23 protein-coding genes and 1 pseudogene are annotated in these 23,703 nt (G+C 73.5%); 12 read left to right on the top strand and 12 right to left on the bottom strand.

Translation table 11 applies throughout. The features are described from left to right. Positions 1-179 precede the first annotated feature (179 nt). Complete coding sequence (locus tag OEB99_RS07365; RefSeq protein WP_263509348.1) at positions 180-4,100, top strand: multifunctional oxoglutarate decarboxylase/oxoglutarate dehydrogenase thiamine pyrophosphate-binding subunit/dihydrolipoyllysine-residue succinyltransferase subunit; 3,921 nt, start codon at positions 180-182, stop codon at positions 4,098-4,100. A 4-nt stretch (positions 4,101-4,104) separates the two neighbouring features. On the opposite strand, the gene OEB99_RS07370 is transcribed toward OEB99_RS07365, so the two are convergent. Continuing rightward, positions 4,105-5,082 carry a GlxA family transcriptional regulator gene (locus OEB99_RS07370; RefSeq protein WP_263509349.1) on the bottom strand — a complete coding sequence of 326 codons (978 nt, stop codon included), beginning with the start codon at positions 5,080-5,082 and terminating at the stop codon, positions 4,105-4,107. 93 nt (positions 5,083-5,175) lie between these two features. Here OEB99_RS07370 and OEB99_RS07375 point away from each other — a divergent pair, with 93 nt between their 5' ends. Together OEB99_RS07375 and OEB99_RS07380 are read left to right on the top strand one after the other, a co-directional pair. Next, positions 5,176-5,328, top strand: coding sequence for a hypothetical protein (locus tag OEB99_RS07375; protein ID WP_263509352.1), 153 nt, complete (start codon positions 5,176-5,178; stop codon positions 5,326-5,328). A 60-nt stretch (positions 5,329-5,388) separates the two neighbouring features. Further along, a complete protein-coding gene (locus OEB99_RS07380; RefSeq protein ID WP_263509354.1) occupies positions 5,389-6,018 on the top strand; it encodes a GDSL-type esterase/lipase family protein in 630 nt (209 codons plus the stop codon). Between the two features lies 1 nt (position 6,019). Here the strand turns inward: OEB99_RS07380 and OEB99_RS07385 are convergent, their stop codons facing one another. Continuing rightward, positions 6,020-7,108: a type IV pilus twitching motility protein PilT gene (locus OEB99_RS07385; protein WP_263509356.1), complete on the bottom strand. Its 1,089-nt coding sequence runs from the start codon at positions 7,106-7,108 to the stop codon at positions 6,020-6,022. Between the two features lie 99 nt (positions 7,109-7,207). Here OEB99_RS07385 and OEB99_RS19770 point away from each other — a divergent pair, with 99 nt between their 5' ends. Beyond that, on the top strand, positions 7,208-7,282 hold the full coding sequence (locus tag OEB99_RS19770; protein WP_411910675.1) for a 50S ribosomal protein bL37: 75 nt from the start codon (positions 7,208-7,210) through the stop codon (positions 7,280-7,282). Between the two features lie 89 nt (positions 7,283-7,371). Here OEB99_RS19770 and rsrA read toward each other — a convergent pair whose 3' ends face one another. Next, entirely contained in the window at positions 7,372-7,623 is a 252-nt protein-coding gene (gene rsrA, locus OEB99_RS07390) for a mycothiol system anti-sigma-R factor (RefSeq protein ID WP_263509358.1), read from the bottom strand. Beyond that, entirely contained in the window at positions 7,620-8,288 is a 669-nt protein-coding gene (locus tag OEB99_RS07395; protein WP_411910676.1) for a sigma-70 family RNA polymerase sigma factor, read from the bottom strand. The genes rsrA and OEB99_RS07395 overlap by 4 nt, the downstream gene beginning before the upstream one ends. Before the next feature lie 167 nt (positions 8,289-8,455). On the opposite strand from OEB99_RS07395, the gene OEB99_RS07400 reads away from it, so the two are divergent. The 4 genes from OEB99_RS07400 (at position 8,456) to hisN (ending at position 12,268) form a co-directional block, all read left to right on the top strand. Continuing rightward, positions 8,456-9,019, top strand: a complete 564-nt coding sequence (locus OEB99_RS07400) for a DoxX family protein (RefSeq protein WP_263509360.1) — start codon at positions 8,456-8,458, stop codon at positions 9,017-9,019. 69 nt (positions 9,020-9,088) lie between these two features. Continuing rightward, entirely contained in the window at positions 9,089-10,381 is a 1,293-nt protein-coding gene (aroA, locus tag OEB99_RS07405) for a 3-phosphoshikimate 1-carboxyvinyltransferase (protein WP_263509361.1), read from the top strand. A gap of 21 nt (positions 10,382-10,402) precedes the next feature. Continuing rightward, positions 10,403-11,455 (top strand): ribosome small subunit-dependent GTPase A, encoded by a 1,053-nt coding sequence (gene rsgA, locus OEB99_RS07410; RefSeq protein ID WP_263509362.1) that lies wholly within the window; start codon positions 10,403-10,405, stop codon positions 11,453-11,455. A 9-nt stretch (positions 11,456-11,464) separates the two neighbouring features. After that, complete coding sequence (gene hisN / locus OEB99_RS07415) at positions 11,465-12,268, top strand: histidinol-phosphatase (RefSeq protein ID WP_263509363.1); 804 nt, start codon at positions 11,465-11,467, stop codon at positions 12,266-12,268. A 4-nt stretch (positions 12,269-12,272) separates the two neighbouring features. Here the strand turns inward: hisN and OEB99_RS07420 are convergent, their stop codons facing one another. From OEB99_RS07420 to OEB99_RS07430, 3 genes are read right to left on the bottom strand one after another with little or no spacing between them, the layout of a single operon-like run. After that, positions 12,273-12,722 carry a DUF6912 family protein gene (locus OEB99_RS07420; protein ID WP_263509364.1) on the bottom strand — a complete coding sequence of 150 codons (450 nt, stop codon included), beginning with the start codon at positions 12,720-12,722 and terminating at the stop codon, positions 12,273-12,275. Positions 12,723-12,726: 4 nt separating this feature from the next. Beyond that, positions 12,727-13,908, bottom strand: coding sequence for a CpaE/TadZ family protein (locus OEB99_RS07425; RefSeq protein WP_263509366.1), 1,182 nt, complete (start codon positions 13,906-13,908; stop codon positions 12,727-12,729). A 50-nt stretch (positions 13,909-13,958) separates the two neighbouring features. Next, positions 13,959-14,603 (bottom strand): hypothetical protein, encoded by a 645-nt coding sequence (locus OEB99_RS07430; RefSeq protein WP_263509368.1) that lies wholly within the window; start codon positions 14,601-14,603, stop codon positions 13,959-13,961. Positions 14,604-14,712: 109 nt separating this feature from the next. Here OEB99_RS07430 and OEB99_RS07435 point away from each other — a divergent pair, with 109 nt between their 5' ends. Further along, on the top strand, positions 14,713-15,018 hold the full coding sequence (locus OEB99_RS07435; RefSeq protein WP_263509369.1) for a helix-turn-helix domain-containing protein: 306 nt from the start codon (positions 14,713-14,715) through the stop codon (positions 15,016-15,018). Between the two features lie 78 nt (positions 15,019-15,096). Here the strand turns inward: OEB99_RS07435 and OEB99_RS07440 are convergent, their stop codons facing one another. Further along, positions 15,097-15,627, bottom strand: a complete 531-nt coding sequence (locus OEB99_RS07440; RefSeq protein WP_263509370.1) for a hypothetical protein — start codon at positions 15,625-15,627, stop codon at positions 15,097-15,099. 76 nt (positions 15,628-15,703) lie between these two features. On the opposite strand from OEB99_RS07440, the gene dinB reads away from it, so the two are divergent. From dinB to OEB99_RS07455, 3 genes are all read left to right on the top strand, one after another. Beyond that, a complete protein-coding gene (gene dinB / locus OEB99_RS07445; protein ID WP_263509372.1) occupies positions 15,704-16,957 on the top strand; it encodes a DNA polymerase IV in 1,254 nt (417 codons plus the stop codon). 200 nt (positions 16,958-17,157) lie between these two features. After that, a complete protein-coding gene (locus OEB99_RS07450; RefSeq protein ID WP_263509373.1) occupies positions 17,158-18,003 on the top strand; it encodes a LysM peptidoglycan-binding domain-containing protein in 846 nt (281 codons plus the stop codon). Beyond that, positions 18,000-18,515 (top strand): Rv3235 family protein, encoded by a 516-nt coding sequence (locus tag OEB99_RS07455; protein WP_263509375.1) that lies wholly within the window; start codon positions 18,000-18,002, stop codon positions 18,513-18,515. Before OEB99_RS07450 ends, OEB99_RS07455 begins: the two co-directional genes overlap by 4 nt. On the opposite strand, the gene OEB99_RS19775 is transcribed toward OEB99_RS07455, so the two are convergent. The 4 genes and pseudogenes from OEB99_RS19775 to OEB99_RS07470 form a co-directional block, all read right to left on the bottom strand. Then, entirely contained in the window at positions 18,516-18,932 is a 417-nt protein-coding gene (locus OEB99_RS19775; RefSeq protein ID WP_411910677.1) for an SEC-C metal-binding domain-containing protein, read from the bottom strand. Then, a pseudogene (gene secA, locus OEB99_RS07460) lies at positions 18,923-21,389 on the bottom strand (preprotein translocase subunit SecA); the annotation flags it as partial. The gene OEB99_RS19775 and the pseudogene secA, both read right to left, overlap by 10 nt. 76 nt (positions 21,390-21,465) lie before the next feature. Beyond that, positions 21,466-22,383 carry a DMT family transporter gene (locus OEB99_RS07465; protein WP_263509377.1) on the bottom strand — a complete coding sequence of 306 codons (918 nt, stop codon included), beginning with the start codon at positions 22,381-22,383 and terminating at the stop codon, positions 21,466-21,468. Next, the gene (locus tag OEB99_RS07470) at positions 22,380-23,642 is read right to left on the bottom strand and encodes a winged helix-turn-helix domain-containing protein (RefSeq protein ID WP_263509378.1); all 1,263 of its coding nucleotides are present in this window, start codon (positions 23,640-23,642) and stop codon (positions 22,380-22,382) included. The genes OEB99_RS07465 and OEB99_RS07470 overlap by 4 nt, the downstream gene beginning before the upstream one ends. Positions 23,643-23,703: the final 61 nt, after the last annotated feature.

The following is a 23,703-nucleotide window of genomic DNA, read 5'->3' on the forward strand; positions in this document are numbered from 1 at the left end:
GGCCTGGACCGGCCCACCTTTGCCAGCGTGTTGCCAGGTCAGGGGGCATTGCGGGGCCCGCTCTCGCGAGCCGGACGGCACGCGTCGTCGAGCGGGCGACGGCGTCGCCCGTGGCCTAGGCTGAGACGGCAAAGACGGCCGTGGCAACGGTCGAAGGTCCGGGGTGGAAGAGGCACTCGGTGTCCCAGCAGACAGGCAGCGACGCCATGCGGGCGGCGTTCGGCGCGAACCAGTGGCTCGTGGACGAGCTCTACGAGCAGTACAAGGCCGACCGGGACTCGGTCGACCCGGCCTGGTGGGACTTCTTCGAGGACTACACGCCACGCGGTGCGACGACCACCGCGGACCCCGCGCGCGACACGGCGACCGTGGAACGGGGCAACGGCGACGCGGCCGCTCCCGCGACCCCCGCGGCCGGGGCAGGTTCGCCCGACGGCACGGTCCGCGCGCAGGCCCCCGCGCCCGCCGCTCCCCCGGCACCGGCCACCGGGCCGGCGACGGCGACGGCGGCCACGGCCGCACCCGCGACGGCCTCCACCAGGCCCGCCACGACGCCCGCCGACACGGCACCCGAACCCGAGCCGCGCGCCGAGCGCGCGCCCGGTCAGGCGGTGCCGACGACGCCGCGACAGCCGGACGTGCCGGCCCTCACCGGCCCCATCGCGAGCGCGGTCCCGGCGACCGCCGCCTACGCGAACCCGCCGGCCTCCCGCCTCGAGCACCCGGGCGCCAAGCCCGAGCCGACCGTCGAGCGACTCCGCGGCCCGGCGGCGAGGGTCGTCGCGAACATGGAGTCGAGCCTCGAGGTCCCGACCGCGACCTCGGTGCGCGCCGTTCCGGCGAAGCTGCTCGTCGACAACCGGACCGTGATCAACAACCACCTCAGCCGCACCCGCGGCGGCAAGGTGTCGTTCACCCACCTGATCGGGTACGCGATCGTCGAGGCGCTCGCCGAGGTCCCGCAGATGAACTTCGGCTACGCGCCGCAGGAGGGCAAGCCGGCCGTCGTCGACCCCGGCACCGTCAACTTCGGCCTCGCGATCGACCTCGCGAAGCCGGACGGCACCCGGCAGCTCCTGGTGCCGAACATCAAGGGTGCCGACGCCCTCGACTTCGACCAGTTCGTCGCCGCCTACGAGGACATCGTCCGGCGGGCCCGCAACGCGAAGCTCACGCCGGACGACTTCGCCGGCACGACGATCAGCCTGACCAACCCCGGCACCATCGGCACCGTGCACTCGGTGCCACGCCTGATGCAGGGGCAGGGCACGATCGTCGGGGTCGGTGCGATGGACTACCCCGCGGAGTTCCAGGGCGCCTCCGACGAGCAGCTCGCGCGGCTCGGCGTCTCCAAGGTCCTCACCCTCACCTCGACCTACGACCACCGGATCATCCAGGGCGCCCAGTCCGGTGACTTCCTGCGGGTGATCGGCGCGAAGCTGCTCGGCGAGGGCGGCTTCTACGACCGCGTCTTCGCGGCCCTGCGGGTGCCGTACGAGCCGGTGCGCTGGGTGCGCGACAACACGGTCGACATCGACGCGGAGCTGGCGAAGCCGGCCCGGATCGCCGAGCTGATCCACGCCTACCGCTCGCGCGGCCACCTGATGGCCGAGACGGACCCGCTGGCCTACCGCCAGCGCCGCCACCCGGACCTGGACATCCAGAACCACGGCCTGACCCTGTGGGACCTCGACCGGGTCTTCCCGACCGCGGGCTTCACGGGCAAGCCCAAGGCGACGCTGCGCGACATCCTCGGGCTGCTGCGCGACTCGTACTGCCGCAGCGTGGGCGCCGAGTACATGCACCTGCAGGACCCCCGGCAGCGGCGCTGGCTGCAGGAGCGGCTCGAGGCGGGCTACGCACGCACGCCGCGCGAGGACCAGCTGCGGATCCTGCGCCGGCTCAACGCGGCCGAGGCGTTCGAGACGTTCCTGCAGACCAAGTACGTCGGGCAGAAGCGCTTCTCGCTCGAGGGCGGCGAGTCGCTCATCCCGCTGCTCGACGCCGTCCTGTCACGGGCGGCCGAGAACGGCCTGGACGAGGTCGCGATCGGCATGTCGCACCGCGGCCGGCTCAACGTCCTGGCGAACCTCGCCGGCAAGTCGATCTCGCAGATCTTCGCGGAGTTCCAGGGCAACGCCGACCCGCGCTCGGTGCAGGGCTCGGGCGACGTCAAGTACCACCTCGGCACCGAGGGCGTGTTCACCGCCGAGTCCGGCGCGACGACCAGCGTGTACCTCGCCGCGAACCCGTCCCACCTCGAGGCCGTCAACCCGGTGCTCGAGGGCATCGTGCGCGCCAAGCAGGACCGGATCGACCTCGGCGGCGACGGCTTCTCGGTGCTCCCGGTGCTGATCCACGGCGACGCGGCGTTCGCCGGCCAGGGCGTGGTGTACGAGACGCTGAACCTCGCGCAGCTGCGCGGCTACCGCACCGGCGGCACGGTCCACGTCATCGTGAACAACCAGGTGGGCTTCACGACCGGACCGTCGTCGTCGCGCTCGACGACCTACTGCACGGACATCGGCAAGGGCCTGCAGGTGCCGATCTTCCACGTCAACGGGGACGACCCGGAGGCCTGTGTCGCGGTCGCCGAGCTCGCGTTCGACTTCCGCGAGCAGTTCGACCGCGACGTGATCATCGACATGATCTGCTACCGCCGACGCGGCCACAACGAGGGCGACGACCCGTCGATGACCCAGCCGCTGATGTACAACCTCATCGAGGCCAAGCGCTCGGCCCGCAAGATCTACACCGAGTCGCTGGTCAGCCGGGGCGACATCACGGTCGACCAGGCGGCCGAGGCGCTCGCGCACTACCAGGGCGAGCTCGAGCGGGTCTTCGCCGAGACCCGCGAGGTCTACACCCCCGCCCCGGAGAGCGAGCCGGTCGCCGGCCTGGAGCGGCCCGAGGCCCAGCTCGAGGACGCCGGCACCATGGTCGGCTGGCAGACCGCCGTCGACCCCGCCGTGCTCGCCCGGATCGGCCGTGCGCAGGTGCGCCCGCCGGAGGGCTTCACGGTGCACCCGAAGCTGGTCAAGCTGCTCGAGACGCGCGAGCAGATGTCCCGCGAGGGCGGTGTCGACTGGGGCTTCGGCGAGCTGCTCGCGTTCGGCTCGCTGCTCGTCGAGGGCACCCCGGTGCGCCTGGCCGGGCAGGACAGCCGGCGCGGCACGTTCGTCCAGCGCCACGCCGTGCTGCACGACCGCAAGACCGGCGCCGAGTGGACCCCGCTGCTCTACCTGTCCGCGGACCAGGGCAAGTTCTGGGTGTACGACTCGTCCCTGTCCGAGTTCGCCGCGATGGGCTTCGAGTACGGGTACTCGATCGAGCGGCCCGACGCGCTCGTGCTGTGGGAGGCACAGTTCGGCGACTTCGCGAACGGCGCCCAGACGATCATCGACGAGTTCATCTCGTCGGCCGAGCAGAAGTGGGGTCAGCGCTCCTCGGTCGTGCTGCTCCTGCCGCACGGCTTCGAGGGTCAAGGCCCGGACCACTCGTCGGCCCGGATCGAGCGCTACCTGCAGATGTCCGCCGAGCAGAACCTCACGGTCGCGATGCCGACCACACCGGCGTCGTACTTCCACCTGCTGCGGCGGCAGGCGTACCAGCGGCCGCGGCGCCCGCTCGTGGTGTTCACGCCGAAGTCGATGCTGCGGCTCAAGGCCGCGACGTCGGCCGTGGCGGACTTCGCCACCGGCACCTTCCGCACGGTGATCCCCGAGGAGCGGCTGCCCGCCGACGCCGCGGTGGACCGCGTCCTGATGTGCACCGGGAAGGTGTACTGGGACCTGCTGGCCCACCGCGAGAAGATCGGCGACACCCGCACCGCGATCATCCGGCTCGAGCAGCTGTACCCGCTGGACCGCGCGGCGATCGCCGAGGCGATCGCCGGGTACGGCGACGCCGAGCTGGTCTGGGTCCAGGAGGAGCCGTCGAACCAGGGCGCCTGGTCGTTCATCAAGGTGCGTCTGCCGCGGTCCCTGAACCGCGACGTGCGACGGGTCTCGCGGCCCGGCTCGGCCTCGCCGGCCGCCGGGTCGGCCAAGGTGCACGCCGCGGAGCAGCGGGCGATCGTCGAGCAGGCGTTCGCCCGCTGAGCCGTCAGGCGGACGCGGGTTCGTCCTCCTCGGCGCACTCCGCACCGCAGAAGGTGCGGCGGTAGGCCTGCGGGCTGGTGCCCAGCTCGGCGGCGAAGTGGTGCCGCAGCGCGGCCGCGCCACCGAAGCCGGACCGGTGCGCGATGTCCTCCACGGCGAGGTCGGTGCGCTCGAGGAGCTCCTGCGCCCGGCGCAGGCGCAACCGGTTCACCCAGGCGGCGGGCGTGGTGCCGACCTCGGCGCGGAACCGCCGGGCGAAGGTTCGCTCCGACATGTGTGCGCGCGCGGCCAGGCGCGGCACGGAGAGCTCGTCGTCGAGGTTCACCTCCGCCCAGGCGAGCACGTCGGCCAGCGGCCCGGTGCAGCGTGGCACGGGCACGTCGATGAACTGTGCCTGTCCACCGTCCCGGTGCGGGGGGACGACCATCCGGCGTGCGATGGCCGAGGCCGCCGCTGCGCCGAGCTCGCGCCGCACCAGGTGCAGGCAGGCGTCCACGCCGGCCGCGGTGCCCGCGCTCGTCACGACCCGGTCGTCCTCGACGTAGAGCACACCCGGGTCGACCTCAGCCCGCGGGTAGTCGCGGGCGAGCGTGTCGCTGTACATCCAGTGCGTCGTGCACCGCCGCCCGTCCAGCAGGCCGGCCCGCGCGAGGGCGAAGGCGCCGCTGCACACGCTCAGCAGCCAGGCGCCGCGCGCGTGCGTGGACCTGAGCAGCTCCACGACCTCGGGATCCAGGGGCGTGTCCGGGCCGTAGGCGGGGACCAACACGAGGTCCACCCCCGCCGCCGCCGCCAGGCCGTCCCGCACCACGACGTCGAAGCCGAGCTTGGTCGGCACCGGCCCGGGCCGCGGTGTGACGAGCCGGAAGTCGAACGACGGCCCGTCGGTGTCGCTGCGGTCGATCCCGAAGACCTCGCAGGCGACCCCCAGCTCGAACGGTGCGACGTTCGGCAGGACCAGGACGGCGACGGATCGGAGCATGGGCCGATCCTGGCACAGTTGTGGCGGAAAATCGACGCAGCATGTCTCTTCTGCCACTGGTGGCGGAATCTTGCTCAACGCACGATATCTGCCATGACCATGACCTTCGCCATCCTGGCCCTGCTGCTCCTGATCGCCCTCACCGTCGCGCTGGCCCGCGTGATCCAGGCCGACGGCCGGGGGCACACGCCGCCGCGCTCCCACCCGGCCTGGGACGACCGGCTCACCGGCCTCCCGCCGCGCTGAGCACGCCGCGCGTCGGTCCCGCCCCGGCGACCCCCCGTCCGCCAGACTGGACGGGGCTCCGTGCGGGGTCCGGACGAGGAGGGCACGGTGGACGGCGCGCGACGCATCGTGGTCGTCGGCGACGAGCTGGTCGCCGGCGCGGGCGACCCGCGGGGGCTCGGCTGGGTCGGCCGGGTCGCGGCACGCACCCCCGAGGAACCGCGGCCGACCTTCCTCACCCTCGCGGTCCCCGGTGAGACCACCACATCGCTCGCGCAGCGCTGGGAGCACGAGGTCACGCCCCGCCTGCTGACCCCCGAGCCGGAGCACGGTCACCTCATGGTGGTCGCGCTCGGTCGCGCCGACCTCGCCGGTGGCGTCTCCCTGGCCCGCAGCCGGCTCAACCTGGCCAACATCCTCGACGTGGCCGACCAACGACGGATCGCCTGCTTCGTGGTCGGCCCGCCGCCCACCACGCTCGCCGACCCCGACGCGCAGGCCGAGCTGTCCTCCGCGTTCGCCGACGTGTCCGGGCGGCGACGCGTGCCCTACGTCGAGACCTACGGGCCACTGGCCCAGCACGACCAGTGGCTGGCCGACATGGCGGACGGCGACGGAGCGACGCCCGGCCAGGTCGGCTACGGCCTGATGGCGTGGCTCGTGCTGCACACCGGCTGGTCCCGGTGGCTCGGCCTGCCCGACGACGTCTGAGTCAGAGCTCGACGCCCGCCCCACGCAACGTCACGGTGAGGTCGTGCGGGTTGGTCGCGATCGAGCAGGCGTCGTCGTAGGTCACGACGCCGTCGCGGACCAGCGCGAACAGGTGCTGGTCGAAGGTCTGCATCTTGGAGTACTCACCCTCGGCGATCAGGTCGACGATCGGCGGGTTGTCGGCGGGCTCCACGATCGCCTCGGCCGTCCGGCCGGTGTTCACCATCACCTCGACCGCCGCGACCCGCCCCGCGCCGTCGGCACGGCGCACCAGCCGCTGGGAGACGATGCCGCGCAGCGACTGCGCGAGCGCTGCACGGATCTGCTTCTGCTCGTGCGGCGGGAAGAAGTCGACGATGCGGTTGACCGTCTCCTGGGCGTCGATCGTGTGCAGCGTCGACATCACGAGGTGACCGGTCTCGGCGGCCGACAGGGCCGCACGCACCGTCTCCGTGTCACGCATCTCACCGACCAGGATCACGTCCGGGTCCTGCCGCATCGCGGCGCGCAGCGCGACCGTGAAGTCTGCGGTGTCGTAGCGCACCTCGCGCTGCGACACGATCGCCTTCTTGTCCGAGTGCAGGATCTCGATCGGGTCCTCGATCGTGACGATGTTGACCTCCTTGTAGGTGTTCACGAGGTCCACCAACGAGGCCAGCGTCGTCGTCTTGCCGGAGCCGGTCGGCCCCGTGACGAGCACCAGACCGCGAGGTTCGAGGGCAAGCTCGCCGACCACCTCCGGGATCCCGAGCTCGACCAGGGTCTGCGACCCGACCGCGACGCGCCGGAACACCAGGCCGGCCGTGCCCCGGGCCTGGTAGGCGTTCACCCGGAACCGGCCGACGCCGGACAGCGAGTACGCGAAGTCCGCCTCGTGCGTCTGGGCGAACTCGTCGACCAGCGCTGCCGGCATCACCTCGGCCACCATCGCCGCGGTGTCGTCGGGGTGCAGCTCGGGCACCTGGAGCCGGCGCAGGCGGCCGTCGACCCGCAGCCGGGGCGGGGAACCCACCTTGCAGTGCAGGTCGGAGCCGCCGCTGGAGACCAGGGCGTGCAGCAGCGGGATCACGGACTGAGGCTTCGCGGTCACGCTCCACACATCGGAAGCGGCACGCCGCGACTTGAGGATCCGTGGTCGTAGCATCCCGCCGGGTGTGGGACCATGGACGCCGCTTCGAAGGGAGCCACCATGAGCAAGCGAGGCCGCAAGCGTCGGGGCCGCAAGGGCAACGCCGCGAACCACGGCAGGCGTCCGAACGCCTGAGCTGACGGGCGACGGGATCATCCCGTCGCCCGTTCGCGTCTCACCGGTCGGTCAGGACCGCGGGTTCACACCGTCGGTCCAGGACCGCGTCAGGGCTCCAGGCGGGTGCGCAGCACGGTGAGCTGCTGGCGGATCCGCACGTGCAGCTCGGCCGGAGCGGCCTCCTTGCAGGAGCGCCGGACCAACGCCTTGAGATGGTCCTCGATGTCGTACTCGTGCAGGCAGCCGTCACAGTCCGCCAGGTGCGCGCGGATGCGATCCCCGTCGAGCTCGGAGATCTCCGCGTCGAGGAAGTCGAACAGCTTGGCGAGCGCCTCCGCGCAGTTCACCTCGTCGCTCACGACCTGCCTCCCTCGGCGGCCGGGACCAGACCACGCTCGCGCGCGTAGTCGGTGAGCAGCTCCCGCAGCTGGTGGCGCCCCCGGTGCAGCCGCGACATCACGGTGCCGATCGGCGTGCCCATGATCTCGGCGATCTCCTTGTAGGAGAACCCTTCGACGTCGGCCAGGTAGACAGCCATCCGGAAGTCCTCCCCGATCGCCGCCAGAGCCTCCTTGACGTCGGAGTCCGGCAGGGCGTCGAGCGCCTCCGCCTCGGCCGAGCGCAGGCCCGTGGACGTGTGCGAAGCGGCGCGCGCGATCTGCCAGTCCTCGATCTCCTCGCCGGAGGACTCCTGCGGCTCGCGCTGCTTCTTGCGATAGGTGTTGATGAAGGTGTTCGTCAGGATCCGGTAGAGCCAGGCCTTCAGGTTGGTGCCCGGCCTGTACTGGTGGAACGCGGCGAAGGCCTTGGCGATCGTCTCCTGGACCAGGTCCTCGGCGTCGGTCGGGTTGCGCGTCATCCGGAGCGCGGCGGAGTAGAGCTGGTCGACGTAGACGAGCGCCTCCGCCTCGAAGCGGGCGGCTCGCTCGGCTGCGGCCTCGTCCACGGGTGCGCGGCTGGTCTCCTCGGTCATCGGCCACGAGCCTAGACCGGTCCAGGTCCCCGCACGCGGCGGGGCACACATCACACTCACGAGCAGCACAACACCTGCGCGCGCCCCCGGCATTCCCGGGGCTCTCGCGCCGGCCGGGCGCGACCCTCGTGCGGATCCGGTCCGGATCTGGTCCGGTTCTCGTGCTGGAGCCCGATCGACGCGTTAGCGTGGGCACACCACGTGAGGGAGGCACACGCATGCTCATCCGCCGGGTCGCCAGGTCAGCATTCGCCACCTGGTTCGCCGTCGAGGGCTGGCAGGCGGCGCGCAAGCCTGCCGACCACGCCACCCGGGTCCGCGCGACGTGGGGCGCCGTGCAGGACCGGCTCGGGCTCCCCGACGCACCGGACGACCGCACGCTCACCTGGGTGGTCCGGGCCCACGGCGGAGCGATGGCGATCGCCGCAGCCCTGCTCGCGATCGGCAAGGCACCGCGCTCCGCGGCGCTCGCGCTGGCCGGGCTGACCGCCCCGCTCGTGCTCGCGAACGCGCCGATCGGCCCCGCCGCCAAGGCCGCCGGCGCGGACAAGGGCGCGTTCTGGCGCTCGGTGTCGATGCTCGGCGGCGCGCTGCTGGCCGGGATCGACCACGAAGGCCGCCCGTCGATGGCATGGCGCATCGAGCACGCCAAGGTCGACCGCGCGATCGTGCGTGACGCGCAGCGGGTCGTCGCGGACGCCCAGCGCGACGCGAAGGACGCGATCGCCACCGCGCGCCGCGAGGCGAAGGACGCCGTCGCGGCGGCCAGGCGCTCCGCCTGAGACCCTGCTGCACCACCCCGACGCGGTCACCTCAGCGCCACAGCCCCGTCGGCTCGGTACCCTGCGCGCATGACCTGGTCAGCGCCCGTGGCCCCGCAGCCGCTCGACGCCACCGTCGAGGTGCCCGGCTCCAAGTCGCTGACCAACCGGTACCTGGTCCTCGCCGCGCTGGCCGACGGCCCCGGCGTGCTGCACGGCGCACTCGCCTCGCGTGACACCGAGCTGATGGCCGGTGCGCTGCGCGCGCTCGGCGCCGAGGTGCGCGCGGACGGCAGCCGCTGGGAGGTCACCCCGATCCGGACCGGCGCGGGCGACGGCGCACCGGCCGAGCCGGTGCGCGTGGACTGCGGGCTCGCCGGGACCGTGATGCGGTTCCTGCCGCCGGTCGCGGCGCTCGGCCGCGGGCCGGTGCTGTTCGACGGGGACGCACAGGCGCGGGTCCGGCCGATGGCCCCGGTCCTGACCGCCCTGCGGGCGCTCGACGTCCGGGTCGACGACGACGGCCGCGGGACGCTGCCCTTCACGGTGCGCGGCCCGGCCCGCGGCGGCAGCGTCGACCTGGACGCGAGCGCTTCGTCGCAGTTCGTCTCCGGGCTGCTGCTCTCCGCCCCACGACTCCCGGGCGGGCTGCTGCTCCGGCACACGGGGGCGAGCCTGCCGAGCCTGCCGCACATCGAGATGACCGTTGCGGTGCTCCGCGAGTCGGGTGTGCAGGTGGACGACTCCCGGCCGTTCATCTGGCACGTCGCCCCCGGTCCGATCGCCGCCCGCGACGTCCGGATCGAGCCCGACCTCTCCAACGCCGCACCGTTCCTCGCGGCCGCGCTGGTCGCAGGTGGCACGGTCCGGGTGCCGGGTTGGCCCACCGAGACGACGCAACCCGGCGCCCTGCTCCCGGACCTGCTGACCCGGATGGGCGGGCGCGTCGACCGGGACGGCGACGTCCTCGCGGTGTCGGGGACCGGCGCCGTGCACGGCCTCGACGTCGACCTGCACGACGCGAGCGAGCTGGCCCCGACGGTCGCGGGCCTCGCGCTCCTCGCGGACGGGCCGAGCCGGCTGCGCGGCATCGCGCACATGCGCGGGCACGAGACGGACCGGCTCGCGGCGCTCGCCACCGAGCTGACCCGGCTCGGTGGCCAGGCCGAGCAGACCGCCGACGGCCTGGTGATCACGCCCCGCGCGCTGCGTGGCGGGACCTGGCAGACGTACCACGACCACCGGATGGCGACGACGGGTGCCCTCGTCGGGCTGCGCGTCCCCGGGGTCGAGGTCGTGGACGTCGAGACCACGCGCAAGACCCTGCCGGGGTTCACCGGGATGTGGGACGCCATGCTGGGCCGTCACGCCGGGACACCATGAGCAGCCGCGGGCGGTGAGCCGGTGAGGCGCCACTACGACGAGAGCGACGTCCGGGTCCGCCCGGGACGCGGCTCCAGGCCACGCACCAAGCAACGCCCCGAGCACGCCGATGCGGAGCGAGCCCTGGTCACCGGTGTCGACCGCGGTCGCTACACGCTGCTCATGCTCGACGCCGAGGTCGAGGTGCTCGCGATGAAGGCACGCGAGCTCGGTCGCACCCGCGTGGTGCCCGGCGACGAGGTGGACGTGGTGGGTGACACCACGGGCCGGGAGGGTTCGCTGGCCCGGATCGTCCGGATCGCCGACCGGCGCACGGTGCTGCGCCGCACCGCGGACGACACCGACCCGGTGGAGCGCGTGATCGTCGCCAACGCCGACCAGCTCGTCGTCGTGACGGCGCTCGCGGACCCGCCCCCGCGTACCCGGCTGATCGACCGGTGCGTCGTGGCGGCGTACGACGCGGGCATGGACGTCCTGCTCTGCCTGACCAAGTCCGACCTGGCCGACCCTGCCGCCCTGGTCGCGATGTACGCGCCGCTCGGCGTCCAGACCGTCGTCGTGGGCCGCGACGAGAGCGACGGTCGCGAACGGGTCGAGGGCCTGGACGACGTGCGCACCAGGCTGCGCGGGCGCACCTCGGTGCTGGTCGGGCACTCCGGGGTGGGCAAGTCGACCCTGGTGAACGCCCTGGTGCCGGAGGCCGCGCGGGCCACGGGCTCGGTCAACGACGTGACCGGTCGCGGCCGGCACACGTCGTCCTCGGCCGTGGCGCTGCGGCTGCGGGACGGCGACGGCACACCCGAGGGCTGGGTCATCGACACCCCGGGCGTGCGGTCGTTCGGCCTCGCTCACGTCGACCCCGACCGGATCCTCGCCGCGTTCGAGGACCTGGCCGCGATCGCCGAGGAACGATGCCCACGCGGCTGCACGCATGCCGCGGACGCACCGGACTGCGCGCTGGACGACTGGGTCGACGAGGCCGAGGACGCCGATCGCACCGCGCGGACCGAACGACTCGACTCACTTCGGCGACTCCTGGCGTCCCGCGCGGGCGAGAACGAGCCGGCACGCTAGCGTGCTGGCATGAGCGCCCCCCGGTCCACGCGCTACGACGACGACCTGCGACTCGCGCACGTCATCGCCGACCAGGTGGACGGCCTGACGATGTCCCGCTTCAAGGCTCAGGACCTCGTCGTCGAGTCCAAGCCGGACACCACGCCGGTCACCGATGCCGACCGGAACGCCGAGGGGGTCGTGCGCGCCCAGCTCGCCCGCGCGCGGCCCCGCGACGCGGTCATCGGGGAGGAGATGGGTCGCACCGGCACCGGCTCGCGGCAGTGGGTCGTCGACCCGATCGACGGGACCAAGAACTTCGTGCGCGGGGTGCCGGTGTGGGCGACGCTGCTCGCCCTGCTGGACGACGGCGAGCCGGTGCTCGGCGTGGTGAGCGCACCCGCGCTGGGCCGGCGGTGGTGGGCGGCCAAGGGCGCCGGCGCCTGGACCGGGCGGTCGCTCGCCTCGGCGACCCAGGTGCACGTGTCGCGCGTGAACGACCTGGTCGACGCGTCGCTGTCGTACTCCTCGCTCTCGGGCTGGGAGGCCACCGGACGGCTGCCGGGCTTCCTGCACCTGGCCCGGACGGTCTGGCGCACCCGGGCGTACGGGGACTTCTGGTCCTACTGCCTGGTCGCCGAGGGCGCTGTCGAGATCGCGACCGAGCCCGAGCTCGCGCTGCACGACATGGCGGCCCTCGTGCCGATCGTCACCGAGGCCGGCGGGATGTTCACCTCGCTGGAGGGCGAGCCCGGTCCGTTCGGCGGCAACGCGGTGGCCACCAACGGCCGGCTGCACCAGCAGGTGGTCGACCTGCTCCAGCCGTCGATCTGAGCGCTCAGGCCTGCCGCGCCAGCGCCGCGAGCTCGCTCACGTCGTACCAGAGCAGGTCGCGCTCGACGAGTCGCTCCGCCGCGTCGTCGTCACCGGCGAGCGCCGCGGTGACCTCGGCCGCGGCCCCGGGCTCGTCGACGTGCGCGCACGCCACGTCGTCCCAGGCGACGGCTGTCACCAGCTGCACCGCACTCGGGACCGCGTCGTCGTCGGCGAGCGGAGCGACGGCGTCCTCGGGCACGTCAGCCGCCACGACGACGCGGCGTGGCGGCGCGTCCGCGAGTCGCTCGAGGCTGTCGTCGGCGGCGAGCAGCTGAGCGGAGAACTCCAGGCCCTCCTCGTCCTCGTCGGGCAGCGCCGCACGCAGCGCCGGTGTCACGGCGTGCACGACACGCGGCGAGAGCCCGTCCGGGTCCGCGAGCTCGGCCAAGGACGAGGGCAGGTAGATGCGCACGGTCTCAGTGTGCCGCTCGAGCCCCCACCGCGGAACGCACCGCACCGGCGAGGGCGACGAGGTCTCGGTGCAGGGGTCCGGCACCCACCTCGCCGAGCAGGCGGCCCGCGAGCACCGCGGCGTCGCAGGCGGCCGGGTCCCAGGCCAGCAGGTGCGCGTCGGCGACGCCGGCGTACCGGGCGAGGGCGTGCCGGATGGCCCCCGCGGGCCGCGAGCCGGCGACCGAGGCCCGGACCCGCCCGACCGCGACGACTCGGCTGCCCGGCAGCTCGAGGTCGTCCAGGTCCATCAGCCCGCGGACCAGGCGCTGCATGCCGATCGGGTCCGCGGCGCCGACCGCGACGACCACGTCCGCGGCCGCGAGTGCCGAGAGCGTCGCGCCGTTGCGCTGCGGGGCACGCGTGTCGTAGCTGAGGGCCTCGTCGCGCTCGAGACCGAAACCGCAGTCGACGACCGTCCAGGTGGCGAGGCCGCGAGCGGCGGCCCAGACCTCCTCGAGGTGCGCGGGCGGCAGCTCGGTCCAGCGCTCGGGCCGGCTGATCCCGGTCAGGACCCGCAGCCCGGGCGCCAGCTGAGGCGTGAGGGCGGCGAGCGCGGCCGGATCCAGGCGCCCGGTGGCCGCGGCGCGGCACGCCGCAGCGACGCCCGGGGCCTCGTCGAGCAGCCCGAGCATCGGGGCCACGGTTCCGCCGTAGGTGTCGGCGTCCACCAGCAGGCAGTCGTGCTCGGCGAGGGCCTCGGCGAGACCCAGCGCAACCGTGGTACGTCCCGGCGCCCCGGTCGGCCCCCACACCGCGACCAGCCTCCCGGTGCGTGGCGCCGGCTCGGCCACGGCGGGTTCCGGTTCGGCGGGCCGGTCCGCCGGCTGGCCGGGTCGCGTCCCGCGGGCGAGCACACCCCGGACGGCGGCGAGAGCCTCGGACGGCTCGCCCACGGGCGCGACGGCGTCCACGCCGAGGCGTTCGGTTCGTTCGACCGACCACCCCGCCTCGGGGTCGGCGAGGCCGACCACCCAGCACTGGGAGCCGTGCAGGTGCCGGACGGACTCCCGGTCCAGCCCGGCGAGGTCGGCCGAGACCACCGCGACGTCCCCCAGCCCGGCCGCGGCCGATGCGAGCAGCTCGGCGAGGTCGGCACACCGTCGGCTCACCTCGAGCGTCGGCTCACCGGCGAGGGCTCTGACCACCGCCGACTCCTGAGCGCCCCGGACGGCACACAGTGCGGTGCTGATGAGACTCACCGGCCGGGCACCGTGCCCGTGACCGGAACCACCTCGACCGACCCGTCGCCGGTGAGCGCGCCGAGCACCCCGGCGAGCTGGTCGAGCGGGACGAGCACGTGCACGCTCGCTGCGCCGGTCATGCTCAATGCACCGCCGCCGTCGCTCACCTCGGCGACCGTCAGGTCGGCCGCGAGCTGTTCGGGTGGCTGCCCGGAGTCGGGATCGGGCACGAACCACAGGTCCACCGCAGCGCCCGGCACGACGTCCGCGGACAGCGCCCCGGACGGGACCACGGCGACCGAGCGCAGGTCGAGCGCCGCGGCCCCGGCCACCGCGGCCACCGGGACGAGCTCTCCGGCACCGACGGTGCGCACCACGACGAGGTCCTGGTCGAGGAGATCGCTGTCCCGCCGCAGATAGGCCCCCGCGGACTCGGACAGCTGCACGTCGCGGACCACCAACGAGTCCGGGTCGAGCGCGGCACCGGGCACCAACGGCTCGGTCGTCGCCAGCACCGGCACGGTCCGGCCCGCGGCGCTCACCGCCCCGACGCCGATCGCGACCGACAACCCGACCAGTACGAGGCCGGTGAGCAGCCTCGGGTCGCGCCAACCCGGCCGGCGGAGCCTGAGCGCGGGTGGGCTCACCAATGTCGTCATCCTGCCCCCTGAAGATCGACGTGCCGCCCCATCATGCCGGGCGGGGAACCGGCGCGTGGCGCACTGTGGACAACACGTTCGGGTGGCGTCCACGTGCCAGACTGGCGCCGTGCCTGCCCGCTTCCTCAAGCTCACCGACGTGTGCGAGGTACTGAACATCTCGATGTCGCAGGCCTACGCCCTGGTCAACTCCGGTGACCTGCGCGGGATCCAGGTCGGCGGGCGCAACCAGTGGCGGGTCGAGGACACCGAGCTGGAGGCGTACATCCAGCGGATGTACGCCGAGACCCGCGAGCGGATCGCGCGCGAGCTCGCCGACGAGGACGACCGGCGATCGGTGGACCGCACGACGGGCAAGCAGCCCCCCGCGGACGAGCGGCTCGATCCCCCTCCCGGTGGAGCCGCGACCACCTGACGGGGCGGGCCGGCCCGGGCCGCGCGACCCGCCCGGGTCCGTGCGGCCCGAGGATCAACGGGTCCCGTCACGCCCGGATCAGACGCGGGTCACCAGGTCGAGCGCGACGAACGCGACGGCGCGCCGCCTCCCGGTCGGCCGCAGCGTGTCCGGCGCGACCTCGGCGAGGTCGAGATGGTCGACGCCGACCGCGTCGACCCGCCCGACCAGCTCGTGACCCGCGACCCGCGCGCGGACCAGGCTTCGATCCTGCGCCACGCCTCGCAACGCGTGGCCGAGGCGGAGCCTGGACAGCACGAGGCCCGCGTCCGCGGCCGCGCTGTCGGTGAGGCCGCCGAGCACGGCCACCGCCGTCAACGGCACGAGGTGCTCGCGCGGGCCGTCCGCCAGCAGCGCCCACTCGGGTGCGGCGTCGGCGATCTCGCCCGAGACCCGGTGCCCGTCGCGCAGCACCAGGTCGACCGGACCACGATGGGCACGGATCCGGTCGGCGAGCGCGACCCCGGCCCGCTCGGCGCGGGTGCGCTCGGCGATCTCGTCCGCGCGCTCCTGCATCTCGGCGGCATCGAGCCGTCCCTCGAGGTCGGCGAAGAGGTCGTCCCAGCGCATCGGACCACCGTAGAGGTTCCGGCCCGGGTCTCGGCCGGCCCTCGCGACTCGAACACATGTTCGATAGGCTCGGATCGTGGCTGACGGCCCGACGATCCTGCATGCCGACCTCGACGCGTTCTACGCCTCCGTCGAGCAGCTGCTCGACCCGGTGCTGCGCGGACGCCCGATCGCCGTCGGAGGCAGCCCGCGTGGCGGCGTGGTGCTCGCCGCCTCGTACGAGGCCAAGGCCTACGGCGTCAGCGGCGGCATGCCGGGCAGCCGGGCGGCCGAGCTGTGCCCGGGGCTCGTGTTCGTCGGCGGCAGCTTCCACCGCTACGCCGAGATCGCGGACCGTGTGATGGCGGTGCTCGCGGACGTGACACCCCTGGTCGAGCGGATCTCGATCGACGAGGCGTTCTGCGACGTGTCGGGCGCCACGCACCTGTTCGGCGACGCGGCCGCGATCGGCGCGCTGATCCGGCGCCGCGTCCGGCAGGAGGTGGGCCTGCCGATCTCGGTGGGCGCCGCCCGGACCAAGCACCTCGCGAAGATCGCCTCGCAGGTCGCGAAGCCCGACGGGCTCGTCGTGGTGCCGCTCGGTGGCGAGCGCGCCTTCCTCGACCCCCTCCCGGTCGGCCTGATCTGGGGCGTCGGGCCGGTCACGCAGGAGCGGCTCGCCGCGCGCGGGATCCGCACCATCGGCCAGCTCGCGCAGACTCCGTCGCCGATCCTCCAGCGGATCCTCGGCCACGCCTCGGGCCACACGCTCCACGCGCGCGCCAACGACGAGGACCCGCGCCGGGTCACCGGCCGGCCGCGGGCGCACTCGGTGAGCGCCCAGTCGGCCCTGGGTCGGCGGACCCCGACGCCGGAGCTGGTCCGGGCCGTGCTCACCCACCTCGCGGACCGCGTCGCGCGACGACTTCGAGAGGCGGGTCGGGCCGGACGCACCGTGACCGTACGGGTCCGCTTCGCCGGGCTCCGCTCGGTCACGCGGTCGCTCACCCTCGCCTCGCCGATCTCCGCGACGCTCACGCTGACCGAGGTGGCCGAGCGACTGGCGTGGGCCGCGATCGACGGCACCGGCGAACCCGAGATCACCCTGTTGTCGATCGGGGTCTCGCACCTCGCCGAGCAGCGAGACCTCCAGCTCGAGCTCGACCTCGGCCCCGCCGACCCGTGGCGCCCCGGGTCGTCGGTCGGGGCTGCCCGCAGCGCCGTGGACGCATCGGTCGACGCCATCCGCGCGAGGTTCGGCCGCGACGCCGTCGGGTACGCGCCCGCGGTGCTCGGCCGCGACGCCCTCGTGCCGGAGGAGTTCCGCGAGCTGGCCGAGCACGAGGTCTGACCGACACCTGAGCACGAGGTCTGAGCAGATCCGAGCACGACGACCGAGCAGGAGGCCCGAGAACCGGCCCGAGCGCGAAGCCCGTGCAGGGCACGGTGTGCGACGACGGCGCGCCACTTCGACGCCCGACGGCTCCCAGGCCGCACACTCGTGGTCCACAACCACACCGAACCGATCAAGATCTCGCTAACCTACCCTGCATGCATCAAACGAGATCAAACGAGATCAAAGCCTCGTCTTGGCTCACGGTCCGCGCCATCGCGCTCGCGGTCGTGCTCGGGATCACCACGCGCTGGCTCGGATCGCTCGCCTGGTCCTCAGGGCTCGGCGCCGTGACGGTCGACGATCTCGTGGCCGCCGCGGCGCTGGCGGTCGGTGCGATCGCCGCAGGTGTGCTGACGGTCGGCTGCGGGCTGCTGGCCGTCGCCGGGTGCGGTCGCGCTGCCGGGCACACCTGGCGCGCCGTCGAGGCCCTGGCGGTGCGCCTGACGCCCGGGGCACTGCGCCGGGCGATCGCCCTGGGCCTGGGTCTGGGCCTCAGCGCAGGTGCGCTACCCGCGGCCGCTGCCGAGCCGGCGCCGTCGCTCGGCTGGCAGGTCACCGAGACCGCCTCGCCGACGCCCGCCGCCGAGGACGACGCTGCGTCGACCGTCGCCGGCGCCGTGGGCGCCCTCGACCTGACCGGGGCCGGTCAGCCCGTTGCGGCGGAGGTCGCCGTCGCAACGCCGGGCGAGCCCGCGAGAGCCGACGCCGAGACGGCCTCCGCGGGCGAGTCCGCCACCCGGCCGGCCACGTCCGATGCCGGGCCAGCCGCGAGCGCCGCGTCGGCCGGATCGGCCACCTCCCCCGGCGCCGACACCGTCGTGGTGCGGCACGGCGACTCGCTCTGGGCTCTCGCGGCCGCCCATCTTCCCGGTGCGCCGACGGATGCCGAGGTGGCCCGTGCCTGGCCGGCCTGGTACGCCGCGAACCGTGAGGTCATCGGTTCGGATCCCGACCTGCTGCTCCCGGGCCAGGTGCTCGTGGTCCCGGAGACGACCCCGTGACCGCCGTCGCCGTGGCGCGCCGCCGCCCGCCGGCACCGGTCCGGCCGCGACTGCTCCTGCCGCCGATCGCCGAGCCACGAGGGGCCGGGCCGGATCCCCGAGAGATCGTGCTGCGCCACCCGGTGACGCGCTCGGTGCTCGCGCCGCCGGTCGACGAGCCGTGGGCGGTGCCGGGCGCGCAGGCCCCGTCCACCGCGCCCGCCGACCCGACACCGCTGGCAGGCGCCGTCGTCCTCGCCGCGGTCGAGGCGCTGTCCGGCAGCCGACCGCTGGTCCAGCTGACTCGCTGGGTGACACCCCAGGTCTACGAGCAGCTCAGCGCACGCGCACCGCTCCAGCCGCCGCGGCACCGGCGTCGCGCGACGGTCCGGTCCACCCGGGTCGCGCGGCTCTCACCACGGGTCGCCGAGGCGACCGTCGTGCTGCACGACGGAGAGCGGGTCCGGGCCGCGGCGGCACGGCTCGAGGTGCACCGCCGGGCCTGGCGGGTCACGGTGCTGCAGATCGGTTGATCAGGCCTCGTTCTTGCCGTGGCAGACCTTGTACTTCTTGCCCGAGCCGCACGGGCACTGGGCGTTGCGGGGCGTTCCGGGATAGGTGATCCCGTCCTTCTCCGGAGCCTTCGCCCCGGGCTCGGCCGACACCGCCGGCGTCGTGTCACCGTCCACGCTCGGCGCGGAGTACGACAGCGGGACGCGCCGCTCCGGACCCTCCAGGCCCTGCGCGATGAGCGTCGGGGTCGCCTTGCGCGCCCGGCGCGGCGGCGCTGCCTGCCCGTCGCCACCCTTGTCCCCGGTGTCGCTGCCCGCACCGGCGAGCGCCGCGGGTGCGGCGGCTGCGGTCGCTGCCGCCGAGGCCGCGGTGATCTGCGGACCGGCGGCGCCCTCGCCGGCGCCCTCCCCGGACTCGTCCGGCGAGGCGACCTTCACCTCGAGGTTGAACAGGTAGCTGACCGACTCCTCCTTGATGGCCTCGGACATCGCCTCGAAGAGCTGGAAGCCCTCTCGCTGGTACTCCACGAGCGGGTCGCGCTGCGCCATCGCCCGCAGCCCGATGCCCTCCTTGAGGTAGTCCATCTCGTACAGGTGCTCGCGCCACTTGCGGTCCAGCACCGACAGCACCACGCGCCGCTCGAGCGTGCGCATGTTGTCCGAGCCCAGCTGCTCCTCACGGGCGGCGTAGGCGACGCGCGCGTCCGAGACGAGCTCCTCGACGAGCATCTCCGAGGTCAGGCGGGCCAACGAACCGGCCTCCTCGACGACCTCGTCCACCTCGAGGGAGACCGGGTACACGGCCCGCAGCGCGGTCCAGAGCGCCTCCAGGTCCCAGCCCTCGGGGGTGCCCTCGGCCGTCGCCACGGCGACGTAGCCGCTGATCACGTCGTGCACGAAGTGCTGCACCTGCTCGTGCAGGTCCTCCCCCTCGAGCACCCGGCGACGCTGGTCGTAGATCACCTCGCGCTGGCGGGACATCACGTCGTCGTACTTCAGGACGTTCTTGCGGATCTCGAAGTTGCGCGCCTCGACCTGGCTCTGCGCGCTCTGGATGCCACGCGTGACCATCTTGGACTCGATGGGCAGGTCGTCCGGGAAGCCCGCGCGGTTCATCATCGACTCGGCCAGGCCGGAGTTGAACAGCCGCATGAGGTCGTCGGTCATCGACAGGTAGAACCGCGACTCCCCCGGGTCGCCCTGGCGGCCCGAGCGACCGCGCAGCTGGTTGTCGATCCGGCGCGACTCGTGCCGCTCGGTGCCGAGCACGTACAGCCCGCCCAGCCCCAGCACGTCGTCGTGCTCCGCAGCCACCGAACGCTGGGTGTCGGCAAGGACCTGCGGCCACAGGTCCTCGTAGTCCTCGGGGTTCTCGGCCGGGTCCAGGCCACGGCGCGACATCTCCTCGACGGCCATGAACTCCGCGTTGCCGCCGAGCATGATGTCGGTCCCTCGACCCGCCATGTTGGTCGCGACCGTCACGGCACCCTTGCGGCCGGCCTGCGCGACGATCGCCGCCTCACGGGCGTGCTGCTTCGCGTTCAGCACGTCGTGCGGCACACCCTGCTTGCGGAGCAGCTTGGACAGGTGCTCGGACTTCTCGACGCTCACGGTGCCGACCAGGACGGGCTGTCCGGCCGCGTGCCGCTCGACGATGTCGGTGACCACCGCGACGAACTTCGCGTCCTCGTTCTTGTAGACCAGGTCCGGCTGGTCCTTGCGGATCATCGGCAGGTTGGTCGGGATCGGCACGACGCCGAGCTTGTAGGTGCTCATCAGCTCGGCCGCCTCGGTCTGGGCGGTACCGGTCATCCCGGCGAGCTTGTCGTAGAGCCGGAAGAAGTTCTGCAGGGTGATCGTGGCGAGGGTCTGGTTCTCCGCCTTGATCTGCACGCCTTCCTTGGCCTCGATGGCCTGGTGCATCCCCTCGTTGTAGCGGCGGCCGGGGAGCATGCGGCCGGTGTGCTCGTCGACGATCAGCACCTCGCCGCCCATCACGACGTAGTCCTTGTCGCGGGTGAACAGCTCCTTGGCCTTGATCGCGTTGTTCAGGAAGCCGATCAGCGGCGTGTTGAGCGACTCGTAGAGGTTGTCGATGCCGAGGTAGTCCTCGACCTTCTCGATCCCGCCCTCCAGCACGCCGACGGTGCGCTTCTTCTCGTCGACCTCGTAGTCGTCCTCGCGCTTGAGCCGCAGGACGAGCTTCGCGAACTCCGAGTACCACTTGTTGGCGTCACCCGAGGCCGGCCCGGAGATGATCAGCGGGGTACGGGCCTCGTCGATGAGGATCGAGTCCACCTCGTCGACGATCGCGAAGTGGTGCCCACGCTGGACGAGGTCCTCGGGTCGCCACGCCATGTTGTCGCGCAGGTAGTCGAAGCCGAACTCGTTGTTGGTCCCGTAGGTGACGTCCGCGGCGTACTGCTCCCGACGCTCCTCGGGCGTCTGCCCGACCAGGATGCACCCGGTCGTCAGGCCGAGGAACCGGTGAACGCGGCCCATCAGGTCCGACTGGTACCCGGCCAGGTAGTCGTTCACCGTGACGACGTGCACGCCGTTGCCGGTGAGGGCGTTGAGGTACGAGGGAAGCGTCGCGACGAGAGTCTTGCCCTCACCGGTCTTCATCTCGGCGATGTTGCCCTGGTGCAGCGCGGCACCGCCCATGATCTGCACGTCGAAGTGTCGCTGGCCGAGCGTGCGCTTGGCGGCCTCACGCACCGCGGCGAACGCCTCGGGCAGGATGTCGTCGAGGGTCTCGCCGTCGGCGAGCCGGGCACGGAACCGGTCGGTCTCCTCGCGGAGCTCGGCGTCGCTCAGTGCGACGAAACCGTCCTCGAGGGCGTTGACCTGGTCGGCGATCCCGGAGAGACGCTTGATGACGCGCCCCTCGCCCATCCGAAGGATCCTGTCGAGGACTGCCACGCTCGCTCCATGGTCGGTGGCGTCGTGCGCCGGTCGGCGCGCGACGAGGTCACAGCCGCCCGAAGGTGGGCCGCCGCGGACCAACGGCCATGGTAGGCGCAACTCGCCCGACGAGGATGCCCGCCACCAGCAGCGCGCCGCCGAGCAACCCGAGCGGTGTCATCCGCTCGCCCAGCAGCAACGCCGCGCCGACCGTCGCGGTGAGCGGCTCGAGCAGGACGATGAGGCTCGCCGTCGTGCTGGGCACGGTGCGCAACCCGGAGAAGTACGCGCTGTAAGCCATGGCCGTGGGCCCCAGTCCGAGCCAGACGAGCAGCGCGACGCCGACCCCTCCGGCCGGTCGCCAGCCCCCGCCGACCACGATCGCGAACGGTGCGAGCAGCACGGCACCGAACGTGAACGAGACCCCGGTGAGCTCCAGCGCGCCCAGGCCCGTGGCCGGCGTCCGGTTCACGACGGTCAGCACGGCGAACGCAGCGCCGGGCACCAGGGCCAGCAACGCGCCCAGCAGCGGCTCGGAACCCCCCGCAGGCGCCCCGAGCAGGAGGACCAGACCCCCGAGCGCGAGCCCGATGGCGACCACGACGCGCGGCGGCGGCGCGGTGCGGTCGAGCGCCGCCGTGAGCCCGGCGACCATCACCGGTGAGGCGCCGAGGGCGACCAGCGTCGCCACGCTCACCGAACCGAGCGAGACCGCCGCGAAGTAGGCCGCCTGGTACACGGCCGCGAGCGCGCCGGTCACCGCGATCCGGACGAGCGCAGGCCGGGTCAGCGGGACGCGGTGCAGCCTCCCGGCCACGGCGAGGCCGACGAGCAGCAGCACGCCGCCGACCCCGAGACGGTACGTCCCGACCGAGAGCGGTCCGAGACCTTGGTTCGCCAACGCGGCGCCGCTGAGGCCCCCCGTACCCCAGAGCACGCCGGCCGCGACCACGAGTGCGAGGTCGCGCGGGCGAGGGTGCGTCACGCGCGGAGCGTAGAGGTTCGCGGGCGGATCGCGGCGGCGAGGTCCACCGTGAGATCGCCGAACGCCTCGGGAACCACGGCGACCTCCCCCAGACCGAGCCAGTCGGCCATCAGGTCGAGCTCCGCGGCCAGCTCCACGGCGATCGACTCGCGCGGCGGTGCGCGTCGATCGCCGTGCTGCTCGTGGTGGGCCGCCCGGACCTGGAGCGTGCCGCGGCTGCGGTCGGCCTTGAGATCGACCCTGGCCGCGATCCGTTCACCGAGCAGGAACGGCAGCACGTAGTACCCGTGCACCCGTTTCGCCGCCGGCGTGTAGATCTCGATCCGGTACCGCGTGCCGAACAGCTCCTCGAGCCGGCGGCGTTCGAAGACCAACGGGTCGAACGGGGACAGCAAGGCTCGCCCGGTGGCGCGTCGGGGCACCGTGGCCGCGCGGTGCAGGTAGGCGGGCCGCCGCCAGCCGGGTACCTCGACCGGCTCGAGCTCGCCCGCCTCGACCAGCTCGTCGGCGGCCTGCTTGGCACGCGCCACGGACATCCGGAAGTAGTCGGCCAGGCACCCGACGGTCGCGACACCGTGCGCCCGAGCCGCGATCGCGACGAGCGAGCGCACCGCGTCCGCCTCGTCCGGCTCCGGCGCGGCGAGCACCTCGCCCGGCAGCACCCGCTCGACCAGGTCGTAGCGGCGCTCGAACGTCGTGGTGCGGCCGGCGATCGCCAGCTCGCCGACGAAGAAGAGCCGTTCGAGGGCTTCCTTGGCCACCGACCAGTCCCACCAGCCGCCGCCCGCGTGCGGGTGCGTGTGCGCGAAGTGCTCGTGGACCTGGCGCGCCGTGACCGGGCCCTCGTCCCGCACGATCCGCCGCACCTCGTCGAGCTCGGCGGCGTGGGTGTGCACGAAGCCGTCCGGCTTCGACCACATCCGGTCGCGCCAGGACCGGCGGTCGAACCCGAGCAGGCGCCAGGTGCTGGGCGGGACGAGCGACGCCTCGTGCGCCCAGGCCTCGGTGAGCCGCCGCGGCCGGCGCCCGGCCGCCCGGTCCAGCAGCGACGTGTCATAGGGCCCGAGCCGGGAGAACACCGGCACGAGGTGTGCCCGGGCGAGCACCGAGACCGAGTCGATCTGGAGCAGCCCGAGCCGATCGACCACCGACATCAGCCGGCGCAGGCCGACCGGGCCGGCGGCCGGGCGCGGGGCGTCGAGGCCCTGAGCCCGGAGCGCGACGCGGCGCGCCTGGGACAGGCTGAGCTCCGCGGTCACCCGGCCATCCTTGCGCGGGCCACCGACACGCGGCCGTGCGGCGACGGTGCCCCGTGATCGA

Source organism: Actinotalea endophytica, from assembly GCF_025717005.1.
In the GTDB taxonomy this organism is placed as follows: domain Bacteria; phylum Actinomycetota; class Actinomycetes; order Actinomycetales; family Cellulomonadaceae; genus Actinotalea.

Coding starts and splice junctions, on each gene's coding strand:
- OEB99_RS07370 (WP_263509349.1), bottom strand. CDS start 5,082: ATGCTCCGATCCGTCGCCGTCCTGGTCCTGCCGAACGTCGCACCGTTC.
- OEB99_RS07375 (WP_263509352.1), top strand. CDS start 5,176: ATGACCATGACCTTCGCCATCCTGGCCCTGCTGCTCCTGATCGCCCTC.
- OEB99_RS07395 (WP_411910676.1), bottom strand. CDS start 8,288: ATGTGTGCCCCGCCGCGTGCGGGGACCTGGACCGGTCTAGGCTCGTGG.
- OEB99_RS07400 (WP_263509360.1), top strand. CDS start 8,456: ATGCTCATCCGCCGGGTCGCCAGGTCAGCATTCGCCACCTGGTTCGCC.
- aroA (WP_263509361.1), top strand. CDS start 9,089: ATGACCTGGTCAGCGCCCGTGGCCCCGCAGCCGCTCGACGCCACCGTC.
- hisN (WP_263509363.1), top strand. CDS start 11,465: ATGAGCGCCCCCCGGTCCACGCGCTACGACGACGACCTGCGACTCGCG.
- OEB99_RS07430 (WP_263509368.1), bottom strand. CDS start 14,603: ATGACGACATTGGTGAGCCCACCCGCGCTCAGGCTCCGCCGGCCGGGT.
- OEB99_RS07440 (WP_263509370.1), bottom strand. CDS start 15,627: ATGCGCTGGGACGACCTCTTCGCCGACCTCGAGGGACGGCTCGATGCC.
- OEB99_RS07450 (WP_263509373.1), top strand. CDS start 17,158: ATGCATCAAACGAGATCAAACGAGATCAAAGCCTCGTCTTGGCTCACG.